20 protein-coding genes are annotated in these 25,461 nt (G+C 62.1%); 8 read left to right on the forward strand and 12 right to left on the reverse strand.

Translation table 11 applies throughout. The features are described from left to right. Positions 1 to 183: 183 nt before the first annotated feature. The 4 genes from FP026_RS18275 to FP026_RS18290 all read right to left on the reverse strand — a co-directional run bounded on the left by FP026_RS18275 (position 184) and on the right by FP026_RS18290 (position 9,201). On the reverse strand, positions 184 to 3,291 hold the full coding sequence (locus FP026_RS18275; protein WP_149636040.1) for an efflux RND transporter permease subunit: 3,108 nt from the start codon (positions 3,289 to 3,291) through the stop codon (positions 184 to 186). Beyond that, on the reverse strand, positions 3,288 to 6,407 hold the full coding sequence (locus FP026_RS18280; RefSeq protein ID WP_149636041.1) for an efflux RND transporter permease subunit: 3,120 nt from the start codon (positions 6,405 to 6,407) through the stop codon (positions 3,288 to 3,290). Before FP026_RS18280 ends, FP026_RS18275 begins: the two co-directional genes overlap by 4 nt. Beyond that, positions 6,404 to 7,879, reverse strand: coding sequence for an efflux RND transporter periplasmic adaptor subunit (locus tag FP026_RS18285; protein ID WP_149636042.1), 1,476 nt, complete (start codon positions 7,877 to 7,879; stop codon positions 6,404 to 6,406). Before FP026_RS18285 ends, FP026_RS18280 begins: the two co-directional genes overlap by 4 nt. Before the next feature lie 212 nt (positions 7,880 to 8,091). After that, positions 8,092 to 9,201 (reverse strand): RHE_PE00001 family protein, encoded by a 1,110-nt coding sequence (locus FP026_RS18290; RefSeq protein WP_149636043.1) that lies wholly within the window; start codon positions 9,199 to 9,201, stop codon positions 8,092 to 8,094. Positions 9,202 to 9,374: 173 nt separating this feature from the next. Between FP026_RS18290 and FP026_RS18295 the strand changes: the two genes are divergently transcribed. Together FP026_RS18295 and cueR are read left to right on the forward strand one after the other, a co-directional pair. Further along, positions 9,375 to 11,876, forward strand: a complete 2,502-nt coding sequence (locus FP026_RS18295; RefSeq protein WP_149636044.1) for a heavy metal translocating P-type ATPase — start codon at positions 9,375 to 9,377, stop codon at positions 11,874 to 11,876. Between the two features lie 11 nt (positions 11,877 to 11,887). Next, a complete protein-coding gene (gene cueR / locus FP026_RS18300) occupies positions 11,888 to 12,274 on the forward strand; it encodes a Cu(I)-responsive transcriptional regulator (RefSeq protein WP_149636045.1) in 387 nt (128 codons plus the stop codon). A gap of 259 nt (positions 12,275 to 12,533) precedes the next feature. Here the strand turns inward: cueR and FP026_RS18305 are convergent, their stop codons facing one another. After that, positions 12,534 to 13,724: an acetyl-CoA C-acyltransferase gene (locus FP026_RS18305; protein WP_149636046.1), complete on the reverse strand. Its 1,191-nt coding sequence runs from the start codon at positions 13,722 to 13,724 to the stop codon at positions 12,534 to 12,536. A gap of 171 nt (positions 13,725 to 13,895) precedes the next feature. Here FP026_RS18305 and FP026_RS18310 point away from each other — a divergent pair, with 171 nt between their 5' ends. Both FP026_RS18310 and FP026_RS18315 read left to right on the forward strand, forming a co-directional pair. Then, positions 13,896 to 14,123: a type II toxin-antitoxin system VapB family antitoxin gene (locus FP026_RS18310; protein WP_149636047.1), complete on the forward strand. Its 228-nt coding sequence runs from the start codon at positions 13,896 to 13,898 to the stop codon at positions 14,121 to 14,123. Next, positions 14,123 to 14,518 carry a type II toxin-antitoxin system VapC family toxin gene (locus FP026_RS18315; protein WP_149636048.1) on the forward strand — a complete coding sequence of 132 codons (396 nt, stop codon included), beginning with the start codon at positions 14,123 to 14,125 and terminating at the stop codon, positions 14,516 to 14,518. Before FP026_RS18310 ends, FP026_RS18315 begins: the two co-directional genes overlap by 1 nt. A gap of 126 nt (positions 14,519 to 14,644) precedes the next feature. Here FP026_RS18315 and FP026_RS18320 read toward each other — a convergent pair whose 3' ends face one another. From FP026_RS18320 to FP026_RS18330, 3 genes are all read right to left on the reverse strand, one after another. Continuing rightward, positions 14,645 to 14,950 carry a hypothetical protein gene (locus FP026_RS18320; RefSeq protein WP_112341489.1) on the reverse strand — a complete coding sequence of 102 codons (306 nt, stop codon included), beginning with the start codon at positions 14,948 to 14,950 and terminating at the stop codon, positions 14,645 to 14,647. A 104-nt stretch (positions 14,951 to 15,054) separates the two neighbouring features. Further along, positions 15,055 to 16,494, reverse strand: a complete 1,440-nt coding sequence (locus tag FP026_RS18325; RefSeq protein WP_149636049.1) for an MFS transporter — start codon at positions 16,492 to 16,494, stop codon at positions 15,055 to 15,057. A 191-nt stretch (positions 16,495 to 16,685) separates the two neighbouring features. Next, entirely contained in the window at positions 16,686 to 17,348 is a 663-nt protein-coding gene (locus tag FP026_RS18330) for a sulfite oxidase-like oxidoreductase (RefSeq protein WP_149636050.1), read from the reverse strand. A 273-nt stretch (positions 17,349 to 17,621) separates the two neighbouring features. On the opposite strand from FP026_RS18330, the gene FP026_RS18335 reads away from it, so the two are divergent. Continuing rightward, positions 17,622 to 18,038 (forward strand): hypothetical protein, encoded by a 417-nt coding sequence (locus tag FP026_RS18335; RefSeq protein ID WP_149636051.1) that lies wholly within the window; start codon positions 17,622 to 17,624, stop codon positions 18,036 to 18,038. On the opposite strand, the gene FP026_RS18340 is transcribed toward FP026_RS18335, so the two are convergent. After that, positions 18,035 to 18,628 (reverse strand): HutD/Ves family protein, encoded by a 594-nt coding sequence (locus FP026_RS18340; RefSeq protein ID WP_246665379.1) that lies wholly within the window; start codon positions 18,626 to 18,628, stop codon positions 18,035 to 18,037. The two genes, FP026_RS18335 and FP026_RS18340, sit on opposite strands and share 4 nt — an antisense overlap. Positions 18,629 to 18,703: 75 nt before the next feature. On the opposite strand from FP026_RS18340, the gene FP026_RS18345 reads away from it, so the two are divergent. After that, a complete protein-coding gene (locus FP026_RS18345) occupies positions 18,704 to 18,976 on the forward strand; it encodes a type II toxin-antitoxin system Phd/YefM family antitoxin (protein ID WP_149636052.1) in 273 nt (90 codons plus the stop codon). Then, positions 18,973 to 19,359, forward strand: a complete 387-nt coding sequence (locus FP026_RS18350) for a type II toxin-antitoxin system VapC family toxin (protein WP_149636053.1) — start codon at positions 18,973 to 18,975, stop codon at positions 19,357 to 19,359. Before FP026_RS18345 ends, FP026_RS18350 begins: the two co-directional genes overlap by 4 nt. A gap of 106 nt (positions 19,360 to 19,465) precedes the next feature. Here FP026_RS18350 and hutU read toward each other — a convergent pair whose 3' ends face one another. Genes hutU through hutI form a run of 3 tightly spaced genes read right to left on the reverse strand, consistent with a single transcriptional unit; the run spans position 19,466 to position 23,953 of the window. Then, the gene (gene hutU, locus FP026_RS18355; protein ID WP_149636054.1) at positions 19,466 to 21,151 is read right to left on the reverse strand and encodes a urocanate hydratase; all 1,686 of its coding nucleotides are present in this window, start codon (positions 21,149 to 21,151) and stop codon (positions 19,466 to 19,468) included. A gap of 1 nt (position 21,152) precedes the next feature. Then, positions 21,153 to 22,688 carry a histidine ammonia-lyase gene (gene hutH / locus FP026_RS18360; protein WP_149636055.1) on the reverse strand — a complete coding sequence of 512 codons (1,536 nt, stop codon included), beginning with the start codon at positions 22,686 to 22,688 and terminating at the stop codon, positions 21,153 to 21,155. Then, positions 22,685 to 23,953 (reverse strand): imidazolonepropionase, encoded by a 1,269-nt coding sequence (gene hutI, locus FP026_RS18365; protein WP_149636056.1) that lies wholly within the window; start codon positions 23,951 to 23,953, stop codon positions 22,685 to 22,687. The genes hutH and hutI overlap by 4 nt, the downstream gene beginning before the upstream one ends. Before the next feature lie 101 nt (positions 23,954 to 24,054). Between hutI and FP026_RS18370 the strand changes: the two genes are divergently transcribed. After that, positions 24,055 to 25,398: a formimidoylglutamate deiminase gene (locus FP026_RS18370; protein WP_149636057.1), complete on the forward strand. Its 1,344-nt coding sequence runs from the start codon at positions 24,055 to 24,057 to the stop codon at positions 25,396 to 25,398. Positions 25,399 to 25,461: the final 63 nt, after the last annotated feature.

A 25,461-nucleotide genomic window follows, 5' to 3' on the forward strand; every position in this document is an offset into this window, starting at 1 on the left:
GCAGGCACCCCTCATCCGCCTGGCGGCACCTTCTCCCCGAGGGGAGAAGGGGGATGCGGCAACAGCCTCATTCCATATGGGATGGCCCTGCCCCTCGGTGAGAAGGTGGCCCACCCTTCGACAAGCTCAGGAGGTCGGATAAGGGGCCAGTCGTTTTGGAGATCGCAATCCGCGATCCGTTCGTCAGCTCGACGAAGCCGGAACCGGCGCCGCAGTCTGCGCCTTCGGCGACCATCTTGCATGCAGCCTGGCAAGCATCAGGTAGATGATCGGCGTGGTATAGAGCGTCAATACCTGCGACACGACAAGGCCGCCGACGATGGTGATGCCGAGCGGGCGGCGCAGCTCCGAGCCCGGGCCGGTGGCGATGATCAGCGGGATCGCGCCCATCAGCGCCGCGAGCGTCGTCATCAGGATCGGCCGAAAACGCTTGAGGCATGCCTGATAGATGGCTTCCTCCGAAGACAGGCCGAGAGTGCGCTCGCCCTGCAGGGCGAAGTCCACCATCATGATGCCGTTCTTCTTGACGATGCCGATCAGGAGGATGATGCCGATGAAGGCGATCAGCGTCAGCTCCGTGCCGCTGATAGCAAGCGCCAGCAGTGCACCGAGACCGGCCGACGGCAGCGTCGAGATGATCGTCAGCGGATGCGCCAGACTTTCATAGAGAATGCCGAGAACGATGTAGACCGTCAGCAGCGCCGCCAGAAGCAGCAGCGGCTGGCTGCCGGACGATTGCGTGACGCTTGCGGCATCGCCGGCAAAATCCGCATGCAGCGTATCGGGTAGGTGCATGTCCAGCACCGCTTTCTGGATGGCATCGTTCGCCACCTGCAGCGGCGTATTGAGCGCCAGATTGTAGGAAATGGTCACCGCCGGATACTGACCCTGATGGTTGACCACCAGCGGCGCAAGCGTTCGATCGATCGATGCGACAGCGCTCAGCGGCACCTGTTTGCCGCCGGAGGCCGGCACATAGAGCCTGGAAATATCATGGGGGTCGAGCGCATAGTTCGGATCCGCTTCCAGCACGACGCGATACTGGTTGCGCTGCGTATAGATCGTCGAGATCTGCCGCTGCGCGAAAGCGTTGTTCAGGGCCGCATCGATCGACTGGATGTTGACGCCGAGCTGCGAGGCCATGCTGCGGTCGATATTGACGGTCGCCTGCAAGCCATTGGGCTGCCTGTCGGTCGCGACATCGGTCAGCTCGTGAAGGGTCTGCAGGCGCTGCATCACCTTGGGCGCCCATTCGACCAGCTCGTCATAGTTCGCGCCCCAGACCGTGAACTGATATTGCGATTGCGACTGGCGCGCGCCGGCGCGGATATCGCCCGGCGAAAATAGGAAGGTGCTGAGCCCCGGAACAGCCATCAGCTGCTTGCGAAGCCGCTCGATGACCTCGGCCGTCGGCGCACGCTCCGCTTCCGGTTTCAGCGAGATAAAGAGCTGCCCGCGATTGATGGAGCTGGAGAACCCTCCCCCACCCACGGAAGAGCCAATGCCGGAAACCGCCGGATCTTTCGCGGCGATATCCGCCGCCTGCTGTTGCAGCTTCACCATGGCCGGATAGGAAATATCGGTCGCCGCCTCGGTTCCGCCCTGAATGAAACCCGTATCGTCCTGCGGAATGAAGCCCTTCGGCACTTTGACGTAGAGATAGCCCGACATGACGACGCAGGCGATGATGACAAGTACGGAAAGCATCCGATGGTGCAGCACGGCTTTCAGCGTGCGGCCGTAAAATCCGATAATCGCGCCCAATGTGCCCTCGACGAGGCGGCCGAATGGACCAGGCTTCGCGTCGATATCATGCGGGCGCAGGCGATGGCCGCAGATCATCGGCGTCAGCGTCAGCGACACCAGCGTCGAAACGACGATCGTAAAACCGAGCGTCAGCGAAAAGGTCTGAAAGAAGCGGCCGACGATGCCGCCCATGAAGAACAGCGGGATGAAGGCGGCAAGCAGCGACAGGCTGATCGAGATGACCGTGAAGCCGATCTGCTTCGCGCCTTCGAGTGCCGCCCGCATGGGCTTCATGCCGGTTTCCAGATTGGCATAGATGTTCTCGATCATGACGATGGCGTCATCGACGACGAAGCCGACGGAGACGGCGAGCGCCATGAGGGAGAGATTGTCGATCGACAGTCCGAAGAGCCACATCGCAGCAAAGGTTCCGGCAAGCGACAGAGGCACGGTGACGCCGGCGGCAAAGGTCGGCGTGGCGCGCCGCAGGAAGATAAAGACCACCGCCATGACCAGGCAGATGGTGGCAAGCAGCGTCCATTGCATGTCGTTGACGCTGGCATGGATCGTCGTGGTGCGGTCGGAAAGGATTGATATTTTCACCCCGGCAGGGATGAGCCGCTGCAGCTCGGGGATCAGCTGCTTGACGCCATCGACGGTGGCGATGACATTTGCGTCCGCTTGCTTGGTGATATTGAGCAGCACCGCCGGCTTGCCGTCATACCAGGCATCGGAACGGCTGTTGCGCACACCCGCTTCGACCGTGGCGATATCGGAGAGGCGCACCGCTGTCCCGTCGCCGCTCTGCACGATCATCCTTCCATAGGCTTCCGGCGTGCGAAGCTGGCTGTTCATGGCAACGGAGAAGGCGCCGCCCGCTCCATCGATCGAACCGAAGGGACCGAGCACATTGGCGTTGACGATTGCCGTGCGGACGCTGTCGAGCGAAAGGCCCATGGCCGCGAGCCGGTCGGGATCGAGCCTGACGCGGATGGCCGGCTGGTCGGCGCCGCTGACGGTAACGCCGCCGACACCATCCACCTGCGAGATGCGCTGCAGGACCACCGTGTCGGCTGCATCATAGATGGCGCTTGCAGGGACATTGTCCGACGTCAGCGCTAGGATCAGGACGGGCGCTGCCGCCGGATTGATCTTGCGGAACGAGGGCAAGGTCGGCAGATCGCCCGGCAGGTCGGTCGCCGCCGCATTCAGCGCCGCCTGCACGTCCTGGGCGGCGCCATCGACGCTGCGCGAGAGGTCGAATTGCGCGATGATGGTGCTCGATCCGAGCGAGCTGACCGATGTCAATTGCGTGACGCCGGCAATGGTGCCGAGATGGCGCTCGAGGGGCGCTGCAACGCTCGCCGCCATGCTGGCGGGATCGGCGCCGGGACGGCTGGCGGAAACGACGATGGTCGGCAGGTCCACGGTCGGCAGGCTTGCGACGGGCAGAAAGCGATAGGCGACGATCCCGAGGATCATCAGCCCGATCGCCAGAAGCGTCGTCCCGACCGGGCGTTTGACGAACGGCTCGGAGATATTCATGTCTCGTCACCCGCCAATTCGTTCATTTCAGTGCTTGGCATGCCGCTGGTGCGGCCGACGATCCGGGCACGCAGGCGTTCGAAAGCCAGATAGATCACCGGCGTCGTATAGAGCGTCAGGAGCTGCGAAAGCACCAGCCCGCCAATGATGGTGATCCCAAGCGGAATGCGCAGCTCGGCGCCCGTACCCTCAGCCAGTGCCAGCGGCAAGGCGCCGAAGAGCGCCGCCAGCGTCGTCATCATGATCGGCCGGAAACGCAGGATCGAGGCCTTGAGGATGGCCTCGCGCGGCTCGAGACCTTCCTTGCGCTCCGCCTCCAGCGCGAAGTCGATCATCATGATCGCGTTCTTCTTCACGATGCCCATCAAGAGCACGATGCCGATCAGCGCGATGATCGATAGATCCTGCCCGAACAGCATCAACGCCAGCAGCGCGCCGACACCGGCGGAAGGCAGCGTCGAAAGAATGGTCACCGGATGAACGGCGCTCTCATAGAGCAGGCCGAGCACGATGTAGATCGTCACGACAGCCGCCAGGATCAGCCAGGGCTCGCCCGCAAGCGACGAGGCGAATTCCTCGGCATCGCCGGAATATTTGCGCTGGATATTGTCTGGTATGCCGATGTCCAGCTCCGCCGCCTTGATCTCGGCCACGGCATCGCTCAGCGACGCGCCCTTGGCGAGATCGAAGCTGAGCGTCACGGCGGGAAACTGCTCGTCATGGCTGATGACCAGCGGCGCGGTCGTGAAACTCGCCGTCGTGAAGGCGTTGAGCGGCACCTGCGTATCGCTGGCGCCGGCGACATAGAGCTTGTCGAGCGATTTCGGATCCGACTGATATTGCGGTGCAGCCTCCAGGATGACGCGATACTGGTTGGCCTGGCCGTAGATCGTCGCGATCTGCCGCTGGCCGAAGGCATCGTTCAAAGTATCGCCGATAGCCTGCATCGACACGCCGAGGCGCGAAGCAGTTTCGCGATCGACATCGACGAAAATGCGGCCTCCCCCCATTTCGACCTCGGAGGAGACATCGATGAGCTTCGGGCTCTGCTGCAGACGCTGCGCCAGCTTTGCGGCCCAATCGACCACGGTCGCCGTATCCGTCGCCGTCAACGTGTACTGATAGGGCGCGCGGCTAGCCCGGGTGCTGATCGAGATATCGCGCACGCTCTGGAAGGTGACGTGGATGCCCGGCATGCCGGCGACCTCGTCGCGCATGCGGTCGATGATCTGATCGGCGGAAGCCTCACGCCGGTTTCTCGGCTTCAATACGAGGCTGAGATTGCCCGTGTTCAGCGTCAGATTGCTGGCGCTGGTGCCGATGACGGAGACGACGCCGCTGACATCGGGATCCTTGCGCAGCCGGCCGGCGACATCGGCCTGTATCTGCTTCATCGTTTCGAAGGACGTGGTCGGCTCGGCCTCGATGACAGCGGTGATCAGCCCTGTATCCTGAGCCGGCAGGAAGCCCTTGGGGATGACGACATAGAGTGCGATCGTCGCGGCCAGCGTCACCACCGTCACCAGCAGCATGAGACTGCTGCGATCCACGGCCCAAACGAGGCTGCGCCGATAGCCTTCGATCAGCCGCTCGGTAAAGCGATCGGCGCCGGCCAGGAAACCGCCTTGCCGCTCCTTGGGCTTGCGCAGGATGCGCGCGCACATCATCGGCGTCAGCGTCAGCGAAACCACGGCTGACACGACGACGGCAATGGTCAGCGTCAGCGCGAATTCGCGGAACATGCGCCCGACGATCCCGGTCATGAACAGCAGCGGAATAAAGACGGCAACCAGCGAGACGGTGAGCGAAATAATGGTGAAGCCTATCTCGCCGGCGCCCTTCAATGCCGCTTGCATCGGGTTCTCGCCTTCCTCGATGTGGCGGGCGATGTTCTCGATCATCACGATGGCGTCGTCGACTACAAAGCCGGTGCCGATGGTCAGCGCCATCAGCGAGAGATTGTCGAGGCTGAAGCCGGCGAACCACATGACGCCGAAGGTCGCGATCAGCGACAGCGGCAGCGCGACGCCCGCAATGAAGGTTGCGGTCATCGTCCGCAGGAACAGCAGAACCACGAGGATGACGAGACCGATACTGATGACCAGTGTCCATTGCACGTCATGGATCGAAGCCCGGATGGTCTCGGTGCGGTCATTGACGATATCGAGCGAAATACCGGCCGGCATCGCCTGCTTCAGCTTCGGAAGCTGCTTCAGCACGTTCTCGACCGTCTGAATGACGTTGGCGCCCGGCTGGCGCATGATGTCGAGTATGACCGCGGGCTGCCCCTGATACCAGGCGCCGACGCGATTGTTTTCCAGCCCCTCGACAACGGTTGCGACGTCCTTCAACTGCACCGGCGCGCTATTGCGGTAGGCGACGATGACGGATTTATAGACGTTGGGATCGACGATCTGGTCGTTGGCGGCAAGCGTGAAGCTCTGCTGCGTGCCGTCGAGCGCACCCTTGGCGCCGGCGACGCTGGCATTGGTGATGGCGGTGCGGATATCCTCGAGCGCCAGGCCATAGGAGGCGAGACGCGGCAGATCCACCTGGATGCGGATGGCGGGCTTGACGCCGCCCTGGATATTGACGTCGCCAACGCCCGAGACTTCGCTCAGGCGCTGCGCCATCATCGTATCGGCGAAATCGCTGAGCTCGCGGATCGAGTAGCTGTTGGAGCGCAGGGCGAGCGTCACGATCGGCGTATCAGCCGGGTTCACCTTCGAATAGGTCGGCGGATAGGGAAGCGTGCGCGGCAGGGTCGAGCCGGCGGCATTGATCGCCGCCTGGACATCCTGCGCGGCGCCATCGATATCGCGGCCGAGATCGAATTGCAGCGTGATCTGGCTGATGCCGAAGGCGCTCGATGAGGTCATGGAGGCGAGCGACGGGATCTGGCCGAGCGGCCGCTCCAATGGCGCGGTCACCAGCGCCGCCATCGTATCGGGATCGGCTCCCGGAAGCTGCGTCGTCACCTGGATCGTCGGAAAATCCACCTGCGGCAGTGGCGCGACCGGCAGGAAGAGAAAGCCGAGAATGCCGCCCAGCAGTACCGCGACCCCGAGAAGCGAGGTGGCAATGGGCCTGGAGATGAAGAGTGACGAAACGTTCATTGTTGCTGCGTCGGCGCGGCGGATGGATTGTTGGATGCGGAATTGCCGCTCGTATCCGCACCCTGCCCCTCACCCGCGGCAGGCTGACCATCCTGGCCGCGATGGCCGCTTTGACCACCTTGGCCGTTGTGCCGACGGTGCGGCCGCTCGCCGCCATTGGCTTTGTCCTGGCTCTTCTGCGTCTCATTCTCCGCAACCGGCTGCCCGCCATTGCCCGTTGACGGTGCGTTCGGCGTCACCTGATCCGGATTGGCCGAAATCTGCACTTTCGAACCGTCCTGCAGCCGTGCGAAGCCCGTGGTCACCACCTTGTCGCCCGGCGATATGCCATCGGCGATGACGGCCTGCGTGTCATCCTGCTGACGCACCTTGACCGGCTTCATGGCAACGGTCTCGCCCTGGCTGACGATATAGACGAATGTGCCGTTCGGCCCGCGCTGCACCGCGCCGCTCGGAATGACGGTAACGCCCTTCAGCGTCTCCACCAGCAGGCGGGCATTGACGAAGGCTCCCGGCCACAGCGCCAGCTTATCGTTCGGGAAATTCGCCTTCAGCTTGACCGTGCCGGTGGTCGGGTCGACCTGGTTGTCGACCACCGCCAGCGTGCCGTTGTCGACCACCGTCTGGCCATCGCTTCCCATGGCCTGCACGGCGAGCGTTCCGGCCGCGCTTGCCGCATTGATGCGGGCAAGCTGCTGCTGCGGAATGGAAAACAGCACGGAGATCGGTTTGATCTGCGACAGCGTCACGATGCCGGTCGCATCCGACGAGCTGACGAGGTTGCCGATATCGACGTTGCGGATGCCGGTGCGCCCGTCGATGGGCGCCTTGATCGTCGTATAGTCGAGCGTTGCCTGCGCGCTTTCGATGGCTGCCACATCGACCTGGACCTGCGCCGTATATTGCGCCACCAGCGAGATCTGGGTGTCGACCTGCTGCTGCGTGCCGGACGCGCTCTTCACCATCAACTGAAAGCGGGCGAGATCGCGTTGAGCGCCGGCAAGCAGCGCTTCGTCCTGCGCCTTCTTGGCAACCGCCTGATCGCGCTGTGCCTTATAGACCCCGTCGTCGATGCGGGCGATCACATCGCCCTTTTTGATATCCTGGCCTTCCACGAAGTCGATTTCGACGATCTTGCCGCTGACCTGCGCCCGCACGGTGACGGTGTTCAACGCCTTTACCGAACCCACGCCATCGATATAGACGGGCACATCGGCGGTCTTGGCGTCGGCGGCCAGCACCGGAACGGGGCCGCTGAACTGCGAAAGGCTACGCCGTCCCCCGCCGCCACCGCCTTGACCTCGTCCGCCGCCACGACGTTCGCCTTGCGCCTGCTCGGCAGGCGCTGCGGCATTCTGATAGCCGAGCAGCTTCTCCGCCGGGCCAAGCCAGCGGTCGCGGGCCGCATAAGCGCCATACCCAACCGCGCCGATGACCGCCAACCACACTACGACCCGAAACGTCCGAGCCATCAACACACCTTCCTTCAGAGCCTTCGGCGATCTGCGATCGCCGATAACGATGGCGCGACTCTAGCTTGCATCGAGCCGCTTAGGAATTTGGTATGGCCATTAAATTTTGTCCATTTTAGCGCGACTTAGCGTAACAAACTGTTACATTGGACAAAAACTAGGGTTGTAGCTGCAAAGATAAGATATGCTCGCGTGTTGGCCGATGGACCGGGTCAAAGCACACCCCAACCGCGATAACGCCCGCGACCTGTCATCTCGCGCAGGCCGAGTTCGGCCACCAGATTGAGCGCGCCTCTCGAGGTAACGCCGACATGCCGCGCAATCATCTTCGCCGAAACGATCGGCCGCGACAGCACGATATCGATGACCTCGGGCAGGCTGCTGTTGGAACGCCGATCCTTGAGCCTCAATTCCATCTGCAGCTTGGCGAGCGACAACCGGTCGAGTTCCTTCAGGCCTGATTCGGCCGAAAGCGCCATGGCCTCCAGGAAGGCCGTCAGGCGCGTGATGCGGTCCGACGCGCGCCGCCGATCGTGCCGGACCGCTTTCAGGCCGACATTCAAACAGAAGAGATGCGAGGTGATCTTGCCGCGGCTGCGCAGATAGGCACTCACCAGCAAACCGCCGAGCCAGTGCTGCCGGCGCAGCGGTTCGATCCGCTCCCAGGCGTCGAAAAGCACGGCGGCGCCAAGAACCGGCGGCAGCTGATCCGCATCGCGAATGGAGGCGCGCCAGCGTTCCAGGCGCTCGTCCTCATTCCAATCCTCGTCGCGAACGAGTGCAAGCGGATCATGGACATCGACCGTCGCCGGCCGGGCTTCCGGGACACCGCCATTCAGGACTTTGTCGGATCGGGCGAGGATGGCGTCGATCTCGGCGAAATCGACGCCGAAATCGTCGTCCTCATCCTCTCCCACATCGGGCTCAGATGCTTCGGTAGGTGTCGGGCGCACCACGATCGCCTCTTCAGCCTCCCCCACGTCGCCACGCAGGACCGCGAGGCCGGTCGCCTCCAGCCCCCAGGAAGGATTGGCGGTCCAAAGGCGCCGCCTCGTCCGCAGCACGGCGTGAGCGATGGTCAGCTCATGGGTCGGCGTGCGCGTATCCATGCGCGCATCGTGCAGGACCAGATCTTCCACATGCACCAGCTCGCCGCTGACCCAAAGGGCACCCGCGGCATCGAAGAAATGCCCGCGCTCGCGAAAACCGTCCGCCACGGCATGCCGCAGAACACGCTCGTCCAGACGTGCCAGCATGTCCTCCGCCTTGACCACGGCGGGCAGAAGCGTCGGTATCGGGAGTGTGGTCAAATCATATCGCATTGGAATCGCTTCATTGAATCGGCCTTACGGAACTTATCACCGCCCCGCGTGATGCGATAGGAAAGGAGCTCTGTGAACTGTGGACGACAATCACTATTTTTTATCTTGACCTTCCAGTAACGGGAAGGTTCATAAACCTTTCCAACGCCTGATTCCGGGCAATGGAGTTTGATATGACATTGCATGACGAACATGATCACGGCCATCACGGCCATGGTCATCATCATCACGATCACTCGCAGGAGGCAGTGACACGCGATCCCGTTTGCGGCATGACGATCGATCCGAACGCCGGCAAACCATCGCTGGACTATCAGGGCCGCACTTTCCATTTCTGCTGCAATGGCTGCCGCACGAAGTTCGAGGCCGCGCCGGAAAGCTATCTCACCGCCGAGGATCCCACCTGCGGCATGCCGGTCGACCGCGCCACCGCGCGCCATTTCCTGAAGCACGAGGGCGAGAAATTCTATTTCTGCTCGGCCGGCTGCAAGGCCAAGTTCGAGGCGGATCCATCGGCCTACCTCAATGGCAATAAGCCCACGCCGAAGCCGGTACCAAAGGGTACGCTCTATACCTGCCCGATGCACCCCGAAGTGATCAGCGACCATCCCGGCGATTGCCCGAAATGCGGCATGGCGCTGGAACCCATGGGCGTGCCCGCTGCCGACGAAGGCCCGAACCCGGAACTGATCGATTTCACGCGCCGGCTCTGGATCAGCGCCGCGCTGTCGCTGCCGCTGCTTGTCACCAGCATGGGTCCAATGCTCGGCCTGCCCATTCGTGATTGGATCGGCGAACCGATCGCCACATGGCTCGAATTCGTGCTTGCGACGCCGGTCGTGCTTTGGGCGGCCCTGCCCTTCTTCCGCCGTGCCTGGAACTCGCTCATCAACAGAAGCCCGAACATGTGGACGCTGATCGGCCTCGGCGTCGGCACCGCCTATCTCTACAGCGTCATCGCCACGCTTGCCCCCGGCCTTTTCCCCATGAGCTTCCGAGGGCACGGCGAGAACGTGCCCGTCTATTTCGAGGCGGCTTCCGTCATCGTCGCGCTGGTCTTCGTCGGTCAGGTGCTGGAATTGAAGGCCCGCGAACGTACCGGCTCTGCCATCCGCGCGCTTCTCGACCTTGCACCGAAGACGGCGCGGCGCATCGGCGCCGACGGCAGCGAGACCGATGTACCTGTCGACGACATCCAGGCCGGCGACCGGCTGCGCGTGCGTCCAGGTGAACGCGTACCCGTGGACGGCTCCGTCGTCGAAGGGCAATCCACGATTGACGAATCCATGATTACGGGTGAGCCCCTGCCGGTCGAAAAAGCCAAGGGCGACGCCTTGACCGGTGGTACGATCAACAGGAACGGCACGCTCGTCATGCAGGCCGAAAAGGTCGGCGCCGAGACGACGCTGTCGCGCATCGTCGAGCTCGTTGCCAAGGCGCAGCGCTCGCGCGCACCGATCCAGACGATGGTCGACCGCGTCTCCGCCGTCTTCGTACCCGCCGTCGTCGCGGCCGCCATCGTCGCCTTTGCCGTCTGGGCCTTCGTCGGGCCGGAGCCACGGCTGGCGCATGCGCTGCTTGCCGCCGTCGCCGTACTGATCATCGCCTGCCCCTGCGCGCTTGGCCTGGCAACGCCGATGTCCATCATGATTGCCACCGGCCGCGGCGCCCACGAGGGCGTGCTAGTGCGCGATGCCGAGGCGCTGGAACGCTTTGCGAAAGTGGATACGCTGATCGTCGACAAAACAGGCACGCTGACCGAAGGCAAGCCGAACCTCACAGACGTCGTTGTCGCGACGGGCGTCGATGAGGCACGGCTGCTCTCGCTCGCCGCCAGCCTAGAGCGCGGCTCCGAACACCCGCTCGCCGAAGCCATCGTTACGGGCGCCAAAGAACGCGGAGCGCAATTCGTCGACATCTCCGGTTTCGCGGCGGCAACGGGTAAGGGCGTGGAAGGCCATGTCGGCGAGACCGCGATCGCCCTCGGCAACGCTGCGATGATGGCCGATGTTGGCGTTGCGGCCGATGCCTTGAGGGCCGAGACGGAGCGTCTGCGCGGCGAAGGCAAGACCGTGATGTTCGTCGCCATCGACAAGAAACTGGCCGGCCTTGTCGCCGTCGCCGACCGGATCAAGCCGACCACGGCCGCCGCCATCAAGGCGCTGCATGAAAGCGGCCTGAGGATCGTCATGGCGACGGGCGATAACGGCAAGACTGCCGCTGCCGTCGCGGCAGAACTCGGCATCGACGAGGTGCGCGCCGACATGCTGCCGGAAGGCAAGAAGGCGCTGATCGACGAACTGCGGGCCAAGGGCCGCGTCGTTGCCATGGCTGGCGATGGCGTCAACGATGCACCGGCGCTTGCATCAGCCGATGTCGGCATCGCCATGGGCACGGGCGCCGACGTCGCCATGGAAAGCGCCGGCATCACGCTGGTGAAGGGCGATCTCAACGGCATCGTCCGTGCACGCCGCCTGTCGGAAGCGACCATCCGCAACATCAAGCAGAACCTCGCCTTCGCCTTTGGCTACAATGCGCTCGGTGTGCCGCTTGCAGCCGGCGTGCTCTACCCGGTCTTCGGCCTGCTTCTGTCGCCGATGATCGCGGCGGCCGCCATGAGCCTGTCCTCGGTCTCGGTCATCGGCAATGCGCTGAGGCTGCGGCTGGCGAAATAGGGAGAACAGAGATGAATATCGGCGAAGCATCGGGCCGTTCCGGCCTGCCGGCCAAGACCATCCGCTACTACGAGGATATAGGCCTTATCCGCCCCGACCGCGGCGACAACGGCTACCGCGATTATGGCGCCGATGACGTGCACAAGCTGCGCTTCCTGCACCGCTCGCGCAGCCTCGGCTTCTCGGTGGAGGAGTGCCGGCAGTTGCTGGCACTCTACGAGGACAAGAGCCGCGCCAGCGCCGACGTCAAGGACATCGCCACCACGAAACTCACCGAGATCGACCGCAAGATCCGGGAATTGACGGAACTACGCCGCACGCTGGAACATCTCGTCCACGCCTGCCATGGCAACGAGCGGCCGGACTGCCCGATTTTGGAGGAATTGTCGGAGGGGTGAGGTTGCTGTTTCGGCAGGTCAGGCGAATGCCTTGATGCCGGAACGATGTGCATGGCCCCTCACCCCAGCCCTCTCCCCGCAAGCGGGGCGAGGGAGCTCTCAAAGTGCCCTGTACAGTCCTCGAGAAAAATGAAGAGGCTGGTTGTTTTGCGCGGTCGTCCCTTCTCCCCGCATGAGCGGGGAGAAGGCTAGAATGAGGGGCCATGCTCACAACCGCGATATCGATAGGCGTGCCTGACCAGCCTCTCTATCGCTCCAGTCAGCCAATTCGCTCCACAGCAATCGCCGTCGCCTCGCCGCCACCGATGCAAAGCGCTGCGACCCCCCGTTTCGCGCCCTGGCGCTCCAGCGCATGCAGCAACGTCACGATCAGCCGCGCCCCCGTGGCGCCGATCGGATGGCCGAGGGCACAGGCACCGCCATTGATATTGAGCCGATCGCGCGCAATGCCGAGTTCCTTTGCCGCCGCCATGGCGACGACGGCGAAGGCCTCGTTGATCTCGAAGAGATCGACATCGCCGATCCTCCATCCGGTCTTATCGAGCACCTTGCGGATCGCCGGAATCGGCGCGGTGGTATACCAGGCTGGCTCCTGGGAGTGCGTGGCATGCGCCTTGATCTCGGCAAGGATGGGCAATCCCTCACGCTCGGCAACCGAGCGGCGCGTCAGGATCAGGGCCGCGGCGCCATCGGCATTGGCCGAGGCGCTGGCAGCCGTAATCGTACCATCCTTGCGGAAGGCGGGCTTGAGCGTCGGGATCTTTTCGGGCAAAACCTTCTGCGGATGTTCATCCTTGGCAACCGTCACCGGACCGCCTTTGGCCATCACCGAAACCGGGGTGATTTCGGCCTCGAAAGCGCCCGTCTCAAGCGCCTTGCGGGCGCGAGACAGGGTCTCCACGGCATAGGCATCCTGATCGTCGCGACTGAACTGATAGGCCTCGACCGCCATCTCGCCGAAATCGCCCATCGAGCGGCCTTTCTCATAGGCATCCTCGAGCCCGTCGAGCATCATATGATCGAAGATGCGGTCATGGCCCATGCGATAGCCGCCCCGCGCCTTGGCAAGCAGATAGGGCGCATTCGACATGGATTCCATGCCGCCCGCAACTGCGATGGAGGCCGAACCAGCGAGAAGCAGGTCATGCGCCAGCATGGTCGCCTTCATGCCGGAACCGCAGACCTTGTTGACGGTGGTGGCACCGACGGCATCCGGCAAGCCAGCTCCGCGGGCGGCCTGCCGGGCGGGTGCCTGTCCCTGTCCCGCTGGCAGCACGCAGCCGAACAGAACCTCATCCACCCTTTCTGCCGAAAGACCGGCACGCTCCAAAGCTGCACGGATGACATGCGCGCCGAGTTCTGGCGCCTGCAATGACGAGAGTTCTCCCTGGAAACGGCCAAGCGGCGTGCGTGTGGCGGAAACGATAACGACGGGATCGATAGCGGGCATGACATCTCCTCGCGGTCAGCAAACGGTATCCTCGTTTGTCATTGCTATCATGTTAGATGATGCTCGTCATCTAAATATCGTGAAGGAAGAGCGCAAAGTGGTCTGCGGGACGCGATTGCTCTGATGACGGATACGCCCTAAGGATATCCACAAAACTGAAAAGGATATTCTATGCCGCTTTACATCAAGGACGATGCCATCGACCGGCTGGCGCGACGCTATCAGGCGCTGACCAAGGCCCCCACCAAAACCGAGGCGGTGCGGCTGGCGCTGCAGAAGGCACTGGATGAGGAGTTGACCAAGCCGGCCTTGGCCGATGTCGCCGTCGCCTTCTGCCGCAATCTCAAGCAGAAAGCGACCAACAAAGGTGCAAGTGCCGGCACGGCGGGAGAGGCCTGATGTTTATCGATGCTTCGGTGCTGTCGGCGATGATGACCGACGAGGAGGAGGCCCGCGCCTTCGCCATCCGCATGCAGCCGGCAACGGCGCGAATGACCTCGCCGCTTGTTGCAGCGAATGCCGCAATCCTGCTCTCCGACACCTTGGGATTGTCGCCGACCGAGGCCGGCGAAGCTGTCCGCACGTTTCTGCAGCTCATGAACATTCAGCTGCTTGCCGTGCCGCCCCGCGCCGCCATCCTGACGACCGAAGCTTATGAGCGTTATGGCCAAGGCGACCATCCAGCGCGCCTTAGCCTTGACGATTGCATGACCTATGCCTGCGCTCGTTATTATCGCCAGCCGCTATTGTCGAAAAGTGACCAGTTCAAGCAGACGGATATCGAGTTGGCCTAGAGCATGTCGCGTAAAAGTGTGCAGCGGTTTTGCGACAACGACATGCATAAAATCAAAGACCTAAAGCGTGAAAAGCGAATCTGAAAGATCGCGACGCGCTTCAGGCCAGCTTGAGCCATCAAGCCGTTACGGGCAAAGCGAGGCGGAGCCTGCACTATACGTGCTCGAACGAGCGCCGACGGAGTTAGGGGCAGCGGCGCATTGCAGGCGGGAGATGGAGTCGCCGGCGCGAATCGGGCCGGTCACCGACGGGTCGGTATTGATCGTGCCATCCGGGAGAATTGCGTCCTTGGAATGATCGACATTGCCGACATCGGCCTGGAACGCCTCGACATTGACGCGCTTGGGATGATGCTTATGGGCCTGTTCCGCCATGGCGGCGCTGGACATGCCGAGGACGAGAGCGGAGATGGCGAGGGTTCTGAGCAGCATAAGACTGCCTCCTATGGGAGTTGAAGCGACATTCATATGGGAACGGACGAGCCATTTTTACAGCGGCTTGCGTCTCAATATCGTTAAGAATTTGAAGGTTTTGATCAGGTCTTCACTTTATGGCGGGATACCTCTGCGCCGGCGTCGTGCGGCAGGCTGACAAAACGCAATGCGGAGATGGCACCGATAAGCCCAACGACAAGGAAAGCCCAGCGAAAATCGACGAGCGAGAGTGTTTCCCCACCATGAATCATGCGCGAGAGATTAAGAACGGCGGCAGCGACGGCAACGCCGAGCAGCAGCGAAACCTGCTGCAGCATGCTTGACAATGTCGAGGCGGAACTGCGCTGCGCGGCATGAATATCGGCAAAGCCGAGCGTATTCAGCGCCGTGAAGTTCATCGATCGCGAAAGGCCGGCGATGAATAGCAGGCAATATATCAACAGATCCGGCGTCGCCGGCGACAGGAACGCACAGCCGCCGATGCTGGCTGACGAGATCAGGCCATTGACGACGAGCACATTGCGGAAGCCGAAGACCTTCAGTATCTGCGTCGTGATCGCCTTCATGCCGAGATTGCCGGCGAAATAAAACAGCAGATAGGTGCCGGCATCGATCGCCGTGCGCCCGAAACCGACCTGAAAGAGCAAGGGAATTAGAAAGGGCGTGGCGTTGATCGCGACGCGGCTTGCCGTGCCGGCCGAAAGCGTCGACATGGCGAAGGTCTGCACCTTGAAGGCGGAGAGATCGAGCAAGGGCGCATCGGCCTTCATGAAATGCCGGGTGGCGATGACTGAGAAGACCACGCCGGCAGCAATGAGTGCAATGCTCGGCGCCAATCCCGTCGTCCCCTGCACCACCAATTCCAGACCGGCGAGCAGAAAGGTCAGCCCTGCCGCCGATTGCAGGAAACCGATGAAATCGAGCCGCGCGACCTTTTCCTCCCGTTGATCCGGCACGAAGCGCAGGACGAGACCGAGGCCGATAATGCCAATCGGGATATTGATCAGGAAGTTCCAGTGCCAGCTGAGATAGGTGGTGATGAAGCTGCCGAGCACCGGGCCGATGACCGGGGCCGTTAGCGCCGGCCAGGTGATCATCGACACGGCATGCACCAGATCGGATTTGCGCGCGTTCTTCAGCACGATGATGCGCCCCACAGGCGTCATCAGCGCACTGCCGACGCCCTGGACGGCGCGGGCAATGATGAACTCGGTCAAGTTGCCCGAGAGACCGCAAAACAGCGACGCCACGGTAAAGATGGCGATCGACGCCAGGAACACCCGCCGCGCGCCGTAGCGATCGCCCGCCCAGCCGGCCAGCGGCACGAAGGCGGCCATGGTGAGCAGATAGACCGTGATACCGATGCTCATCGACACCGGCTCGACGCCGAAAGTTATCGCCATCTGCGGCAGCGACGTGGTGACGATGGTGCCGTCCAGGATCTGCATGAAAAAGGAGACGGCAACCACCAGGGCGATGATGCGGGACTGCCGGCCAAAGCTTGCTTCGGAAGGCTCTTCTGTGGTCCGGGCAACGGTCATGACAAGAAATTTCGGAGAATGGCGTTCAAGGGAAGCCGGGCCTTCCCGGCAGCAATCATACGATCATTGAATACGCCTATCATGGCGGCTTGCAAAGCCGTAAACCCGCGCCGGAGCCATCAAAAATTGGCACGGCGACATTAAGAAATCGCGATCTCCGCCGGATTTGCTTTGGTAGCATCTTGCAGGCGTCAATCGTCCGAATAGCGCTGCTCGCGCCAGGGATCGCCATACATGTGATAGCCGTTTTTCTCCCAGAATCCGGCCCTGTCGGCACCGATGAGCTCGATGCGGTTCAACCATTTGGCGCTCTTCCAGAAGTAAAGATGCGGCACGACGAGACGCATCGGGCCGCCATGCTCACGCGTCAGCGGCTGACCTTCCCATGTAGTGGCAAGGATCGCATCTTCGGCCGCGAAATCTGATAGCGGCAGGTTGGTGGTATAACCGTCATAGCTCGTCAGCAGCACATGATGCGCCTCGGGCGTCGGCATGGCGAGATCAAGGAGATCGCGTGTCGAGACCCCTTCCCAGCGATTGTCGTAGCGCGACCAGGTCGTCACGCAATGGATATCGCTGACGCGGGTGCTTTGCTCAATTGCCTGGAAAGCGGCCCAATCGAGGCTGAGCCGCGTCTCCACGAAGCCGATCACATCGAGCCGCCAGCTCGACAAGGACACCTGCGGCTGCACGCCGAGATCGAGCACCGGCCAGTTCCTGACGAGATGCTGCCCCGGCGGCAGCCGCTCCGTCTCCGGTCGGCTGACACGCCCCGTCAGAAACTTGCCCTCCTCCGCCCAGCGGCGCTTGGAGGTCGTAAGCTTGCTATCGGCGGGGATCTGGTCGTCGCTCATGCAGGTATCCTCTCTGCGGAGTGGAAATAGGATAGCGGAGCCGGGTGGGTGTCAAGGCGGGGCACTGATCTATCGACCGATGGCATCTTAGCAAGCACAATGCTATGGCTCGGCAAACATGCCGAGGGGGTAAGCTTGAATACCGATATCACAGCCGTTCGCGAAATCAGGTACTCGAAATCCAGCTTCAGAATCATTTTGGTGATCTATTGCTTCCTTGCAGCGGCGCTCGCAGCCATGCTGGTCAAGGAAGGCCCGGCGCGCTTCCTTGCAATGATCCTGCTGCCGATGTTGATTTTCTTCATCGCCTTTGCGGCGTACGAATATTTTCGCCGCGACTTCATGACTCCGGTGATAACCATCGGTCCCCAGGGCATTCAGGACATCCGGATTGCCACCGGTTTTATTCCTTGGGAGCATATGGATGGCGTGATCTTCGCCACCATGGACCCAAGAACGGCAAAGGCCGCGACCATATTCGTCAACGCAGAAAGCAAGAGCAGTCTGAGCGATGGCCTGGTCGCAAAAATCTGGAAGAGATCGAAGCGTCCGCGGCCGGTTTTGATCCGCCGCGGCCAGTTCGATACGCAGTTCAAGAATATTGCTGTTGCGGTCGATCTCTATTATCGCGCCTACAAGCCGGGGGCGAGGAATGCCGAGAATAGCTCCGAGCAGCCCATTCCGGCCTAGATTGCTGTGATTTCGATCAGGAAAAATCGCGCCGGGCCAGAAAGTCTTATGCGCCTTCCCCTCGGACCATTCATGACGGCGCAATCCTGAGCGAAAAGCGCAAGGCTCAGGTCTCCGTCGTCGATACGAAGACCCCTGTCATCATCACAAAGGAGCAGCGTGGTATCTGCGGCCAGCTGCAGTTCCATGTGGTCGCCGACAATATTTCGCGTGACCTTGTGCGCATGACTGCCCCGCCGCGTCATGACATTGAGATCCGTAATCGTGCCATCGATCAATGTCGCTGAGGTCGGCGTGTCGGCGGCAAAGGGAAGCGGCTCGCTTGCCTGCGTCAGGCGTTCCGGCGCGCGCCCCTCGATGAAGAGGGTCATGCCCTCGCCATCGAGAATAGATAGCGTGCGATCGATGCCCGGAAAGACCGAGAACGGCCCGTCCGTCGCAACGGTCGCCATACTGACGCGCCAGTCGAAGTCGGCAAGCCCGGCGCCATCAGGCGAAACGGCGATCTCCACCGTTTCCCCGCCACCGTTTTTCCAGGGCATGCGACGGTGACTATCGCGGCGGAGAAGCGTGATTTTCGGCGTTGTCATCTATTCCTGTCCCATCATTGCAATTCGATTCGCAGTAGACTAAGTTTAGTGGACTAAGTCCATTCGGAGCCTGCTATGGAAACCGTCAATATTCATGAGGCGAAGACCCATTTGTCGCGACTGATCGAAAAGGCCGCCAAGGGCGAAGCTTTCATCATCGCCAAGGCGGGCAAGCCGATGGTGAAAGTTGTTCCCCTTGAGGAGAAAGAAGCACCAAAGAAGCGCCGCATTGGTTTCATGGATGGCGAGATCATGGTTCCCGAAGATTTCGACACCATGATGGCCGATGAAATCGAAGAGATGTTTCACGGTAATCTCAATGATTTCAAAAGCATCAAAGATCGATGAGATTTCTCCTGGACACGCATATTCTGCTCTGGGCGACGGTCGCTTCCCAGCAACTGCCGGAAAAAGCCCGCGACTTGATTGAAGACCTCGACAATACGATTGCATTTTCGACCGCCAGCATATGGGAGGTGGCGATCAAGGCAGGGTTGGCGCGGCCCGACTTTGCGGTCAATGCCCGCAGGCTCTACGAAAATCTGCTCGAAAACGGATATGAAGAATTACCGGTTTTCGGACAGCACGCGGCCGCGGTCGCTGATCTGCCCGATATTCACAAAGATCCTTTCGACCGCATTCTTATCGCTCAAGCCTTCGTTGAAGGCATTTCCCTGATCACCGCCGACAAGACCGTCGCAAGCTACGGCGGTCTTGTGCGGCTGGTCTAAAGCAATTCCAGGAAAAGTGCGTAGCGGTTTTTCGTCCGGAATTGCGAGACAACAAAGAGATAGAGCGGTTCAGAGATTTCCGTGAAACGCTGGACCGCTCTAGGCCTTAGTTCCCCAGGATGGCCGGCAGGCGCAGGCCCTGCTTCTTGGCCCAATCAAGCGCGATGTCGTAACCGGCATCGGCATGGCGCATGACGCCGGTGGCAGGGTCGTTCCAGAGAACGCGCTCTAGGCGCTTGGCGGCATCATCCGTGCCGTCGGCGCAGATGACCATGCCGGAGTGCTGGCTGAAGCCCATGCCGACACCGCCGCCGTGATGCAGCGACACCCAGGTGGCACCCGATGCGGTGTTGAGCAGAGCGTTGAGCAGCGGCCAGTCGGAAACGGCATCCGAGCCGTCCTTCATCGCTTCGGTTTCGCGGTTCGGCGAAGCGACCGAGCCGGAGTCGAGATGGTCGCGGCCGATGACGACAGGCGCCTTCAGCTCGCCATTCCTGACCATTTCGTTGAAGGCGAGGCCAAGGCGGTGACGATCGCCGAGACCGACCCAGCAAATACGTGCCGGCAGGCCCTGGAAGGCGATGCGCTCGCGCGCCATGTCCAGCCAGTTGTGCAGATGGGTGTTGCCGGGGGTGAGTTCCTTCACCTTGGCGTCGGTCTTGTAGATATCTTCCGCATCGCCCGAGAGAGCAGCCCAACGGAACGGACCGATGCCGCGGCAGAAGAGTGGGCGGATATAGGCCGGCACGAAGCCGGGGAAGGCGAAGGCGTTTTCGAAACCTTCCTCCTTGGCGACCTGGCGGATGTTGTTGCCGTAATCGAGCGTCGGCACGCCGGCATCCCAGAAGGCGACCATGGCTTCGACATGCACCTTCATCGAAGCGCGGGCGGCAGCTTCGACGGCTTTCGGATCGCTCTCGCGCTTGGCCTTGTGTTCGGCAACCGTCCAGCCGATCGGCAGGTAGCCGTTCAGCGGGTCGTGCGCCGAGGTCTGGTCGGTGACGATATCCGGGCGCGGGCCGCCGGCCTTCATGCGCTTGACCAGTTCCGGGAAGATTTCAGCGGCATTGCCGAGCAGGCCGACCGACTTGGCCTCGCCAGCCTTCGTCCACTTGTCGATCAAAGCAAGCGCTTCATCGAGGCTCGATGCCTTCTCGTCGACGTAACGGGTGCGCAGGCGGAAATCGATGCGGGTTTCGTCGGATTCGACGGCGAGGCAGCAGGCGCCGGCCATGACGGCCGCCAGCGGCTGTGCACCGCCCATGCCGCCGAGACCGCCGGTCAGGATCCACTTGCCCTTCAGGTTGCCGTTATAGTGCTGGCGACCGGCTTCGACGAAGGTCTCGTAGGTGCCCTGTACGATGCCTTGCGTGCCGATGTAGATCCATGAGCCGGCCGTCATCTGGCCGTACATGGCAAGGCCCTTCTTATCCAGCTCGTTGAAGTGATCCCAGGTTGCCCAGTGCGGCACGAGGTTGGAGTTGGCAATCAACACGCGCGGCGCATCCTTGTGGGTGCGGAACACGGCGACCGGCTTGCCGGACTGCACCAGCAGCGTCTCGTCTTCGTTCAGCGTCTTCAGCGTCGCGGCGATACGGTCGAAATCGTCCCAAGTGCGGGCGGCGCGGCCGATGCCGCCATAGACGACCAGCTCGTTCGGGTTCTCGGCAACGTCCGGATCGAGGTTGTTCATCAGCATGCGCAGCGGCGCTTCGGTCAGCCAGCTCTTGGCGTTGAGCTCCGGACCACGAGGCGCGCGGATTTCGCGAATATTATGGCGTGGGTTGGTCATGTCACATCTCCAAGGAGGGCAGGATGTCGGTTGAAATCGAGGCATTGAGGGTGCCGGAGCCGATGAGCTCGCTGGCAGCTTTCAGGTCGTTTGCCATGTAGCGGTCCTCTTCCAGCGAAGGCACGGCGGCGCGGATCGAAGCAATGGCAAGGGTCAGTTCCGGGCTGGTCGTCAGCGGTGCGCGCAGCTCGATGCCCTGAGCGGCCGTCAGCGCCTCGATGCCGATGATGCCGAAGAGGTTTTCGGTCATTTGAAGCAGGCGGCGGGCACCATGGCAGGCCATGGAGACATGGTCCTCCTGGTTGGCCGAGGTCGGCGTCGAGTCGACGGAGGCTGGATGCGACATCTGCTTGTTTTCCGACATCAGCGCAGCCGAGGTCACTTCGGCAATCATCAGGCCGGAATTCAGGCCCGGCTTCTTGGCGAGGAAGGCGGGGAGGCCGTAGCTCAGCGCGGGGTCGACGAGCAGCGCGATGCGGCGCTGCGCGATCGCGCCGATCTCGCAGACGGCGATGGCGATCTGGTCGGCGGCGAAGGCGACAGGCTCGGCGTGGAAGTTGCCGCCGGAAACGACGGAATTGTCCGAGAGCACGAGCGGATTATCGGTGACGGCATTAGCCTCGATTTCGAGGGTACGGCCGACGGAACGCAGAAGGTCGAGGCAAGCGCCATCCACCTGCGGCTGGCAGCGGATGCAATAGGGATCCTGCACGCGCTCGTCGCCCTCGATATGGCTCTGGCGGATTACGGAACCGGCGAGCAGGCCGCGAAGGGCGGCGGCGGTATCGATCTGGCCCTTATGGCCGCGCAGCGTATGGATATCGGGATGGAATGGCGCCGAGGAGCCCATGGCCGCATCCGTCGACATGGCGCCGGTGATGAGGGCGGACTGGGCGGCACGATGGGCGCGGAAAAGACCGGCAAGTGCCAGCGCCGTCGAAACCTGGGTGCCGTTGATGAGCGCCAGCCCTTCCTTGGCAGCGAGGATGACCGGCTTCAGGCCGGCCTTTTCAAGCGCTGCCACGCCGGAAAGCTGCTCGCCGGCATAAAAGGCTTCACCATGGCCCATCATGACGGCGGTCATATGAGCGAGTGGCGCAAGATCGCCCGATGCGCCGACGGAGCCCTTTTCGGGGATGACGGGCACGACGCCCTTTTCAAGCATGCCTTCGATCAGCCGCACCAGCTCCAGCCGCACGCCGGACGCGCCGCGTCCGAGCGAAACCAGCTTCAGCGCCATGATGAGGCGAACGACGTTCTCAGGCAGCGGCTGGCCGACGCCGCAGCAATGCGAGAGGATGAGATTGCGCTGAAGCGTCGCGACATCGGCGCTGTCAATCTTGATGGATGCCAGTTTGCCGAAGCCGGTATTGATACCATAGACCGGCGCATTGCCAGCGGCGATTTCGGCGATACGCGCGGCCGCCTTGGCGATGCCCGCATCGAAAGAAGCGTCAAGTTTAGCCGGCTCACCAGTCCAGTAGATTGTCGCCAGTTGCTGCAGCGACACGGAGCCGGGATGGAGAACGATAGTCATCGGTTGAACCTTTTTCCCTTGAAGACATGGGCATGGAGGGGATTGAAGCCGATGCGGTAGACGAGCTCCGCCAGGCTTTCGACATTCCAGATGGCAAAATCGGCCGACTTGCCGGCCTCCAGCGTACCCGTCTCGGCAAGCAGTCCGAGCGCGCGGGCGCCTTCGCGCGTCGCGCCGGCAATGCATTCTTCTACGGTGAGGCCAAAGAGCGTTGCGGCCATGTTCATGGTCAGCAGCATCGAAGTCAGCGGCGACGTGCCGGGATTGCAGTCGGTAGCGATCGCGATCGGCACGCCGGCATCGCGCAGCGCCTGAACCGGCGGCTTCTGTTTTTCGTGGATGGCATAGAAGGCGCCGGGGAGAAGCACGGCAACGGTGCCGGAGGCGGCCATTGCCCTGACGCCGTCCTCACCCAGATATTCGACGTGATCGGCAGAAAGCGCGCCATAGGAGGCGGCAAGCTTCGCGCCACCGAGATTGGAGAGCTGTTCCGCATGCAGCTTCATCGGAATGCCGAGCGATTTGGCAAGATCGAAGACGCGGGCGATTTCGGCCGTCGAAAAAGCGATGCCCTCGCAGAAGCCATCGACCGCATCGACGAGCCCTTCGGCATGGGCTTGGCTAAGGCCCGGCAGCACGACGTCAGTAATATAATCGCCATTGCGACCCTTGTAGTCGGCCGGCGTGGCATGCGCGCCGAGATAGGACGTGACAACGCGTACCGGACGAACTTGCGCCAGTTTGCGCGCGGCGCGCAACATTTTCAGTTCGGATTCGATGCTCAGGCCATAACCGGACTTCACTTCCATGGTGGTAACACCCTCGGCGAGCAGCGTATCGAGCCGCGGCAGCGCGACGGCAACGAGTTCATCGACAGAGAGAGCGCGGGTCGCATTGACGGAGGAGACGATGCCGCCGCCGGCGCGGGCGATTTCTTCGTAGCTCGCGCCTTCCAGCCGCATCTCAAATTCACGGGCGCGATTGCCGCCATAGACGATGTGCGTATGGCAATCGACCAGCCCGGGCGTCACCCAGCGTCCTTCGAGATCGATCGTTTCTGCGCCGGAGGTATCGGGCAGATCGGCTTCGCTGCCGGCAAAGACGATACGGCCACCCTTTGTCAGGATCGCGCCCTTCTCGATCGTGCCGAGCCGCGCCTCACCCTCTTTCAAGGTCGCGAGACGCGCATTGCGCCACAGGCGGCTTGCCGCGCCGTTTTCCTTGCCATCTTTGAGGCCATCTTCGGAAAAATTGTTCCCACCCATCAGCTTTACGCCTTTCCTCGTTGGCTCATAATGTATATACATAATCGAAAGGCTGACAAGAGGGATTTTGGACTCCGTGTCCGAAAGGAAAGGGTGAGACCATGACGATACTTCATGCACGCACGGCTTTGCTTGGCGACGGATGGCACGAGAATGTGCGATTGACCCTCGAAGGCGGTCGCATTGCTGAGATCGCAACGGATGTTGCGGCGGAAAGCGGCGATGACCGACAGGATATCCTCGTTCCCGCAATGCCGAACCTGCACAGCCACGCCTTCCAGCGCGCCATGGCAGGCCTAGCCGAAGTCCGCGGCCCGGCGAACGACAGCTTCTGGAGCTGGCGCACCGTCATGTACAAGTTCGCCCTGTCGATGACCCCCGATCATGTCGAGGCTGTTGCCGCACAGCTCTATATGGAGATGCTGGAAGCCGGCTTCTCTCGCGTCGGCGAATTCCACTACCTGCACCACGACAAGGACGGCAGCCATTATGCCAATATCGCCGAACTGGCCGAGCGCATTGGCGCCGCCAGCGACGAAACCGGCATCGCCTTAACGCTACTGCCCGTCTTCTACGCCCATTCCGGCTTTGGCGGCGCCGCACCTATCGAGGGCCAGCGCCGCTTCATCAATTCGATCGAGAGCTTCGAAGCGCTGATGGCCGGCTGCCGCACGATCACCAGCCGCCTTGCCGGCGCCGAACTCGGCATCGCGCCGCACAGTCTGCGCGCCGTGACCCCGGAGGAACTGGCAAAGCTCGTGCCGATCGCCGGCGACGGGCCGATCCATATCCACGTCGCCGAGCAGGTGAAGGAAGTGGAAGACTGCATTGCCTGGTCGGGTGCCCGCCCGGTGCAATGGCTGCTCGATAACGCCCCGACGAACGATCGCTGGTGCCTGATCCATGCCACGCACATGACTGAGGACGAAACTCGGCGCATGGCAAGGAGCGGCGCGATTGGCGGCCTCTGCCCGATCACCGAAGCCAATCTTGGCGATGGCGTCTTCGCAGCGCCGCTCTTCCTGGAGGAAGGCGGCCGTTACGGCGTCGGCTCGGATTCCAACATCCTGATTTCGGTACCTGAGGAGTTGCGGCAGCTTGAATATTCGCAGCGCCTGGCGCTGCGCGCCCGCAACGTCATCGCCGCGACCGGCGGCTCCACCGCCCGTATGCTGTTCGACGGCGCACTGGCAGGCGGCGGCGCGGCTCTTAAGGCACCGGCGGGCCTTGCCGTCGGCAACCATGCCGACCTCGTTTCGCTCGACACCAGCGCGGCACCCTACCTCTCCGGCGACCGCATTCTCGATCACTGGACATTTGCCGGCGGCGTCAAGGTTGACGGAGTCTGGGCGCTTGGCCGCAAGCAAGTCGAAGGCGGTCGTCACATCAAGCGGGAGGCAATCTCGGTGCGATTCCGCAAGGCGATGGCTGAACTCATTGCTTAAATATCGCTTTTCCTCCCATTGATTGGCCCCTAAATAACTTGCGGGAAATTCCATGTCTCACAC

The sequence above is a fragment of the Martinezella tropici genome (assembly GCF_008370325.1).
In the GTDB taxonomy this organism is placed as follows: domain Bacteria; phylum Pseudomonadota; class Alphaproteobacteria; order Rhizobiales; family Rhizobiaceae; genus Rhizobium; species Rhizobium tropici_B.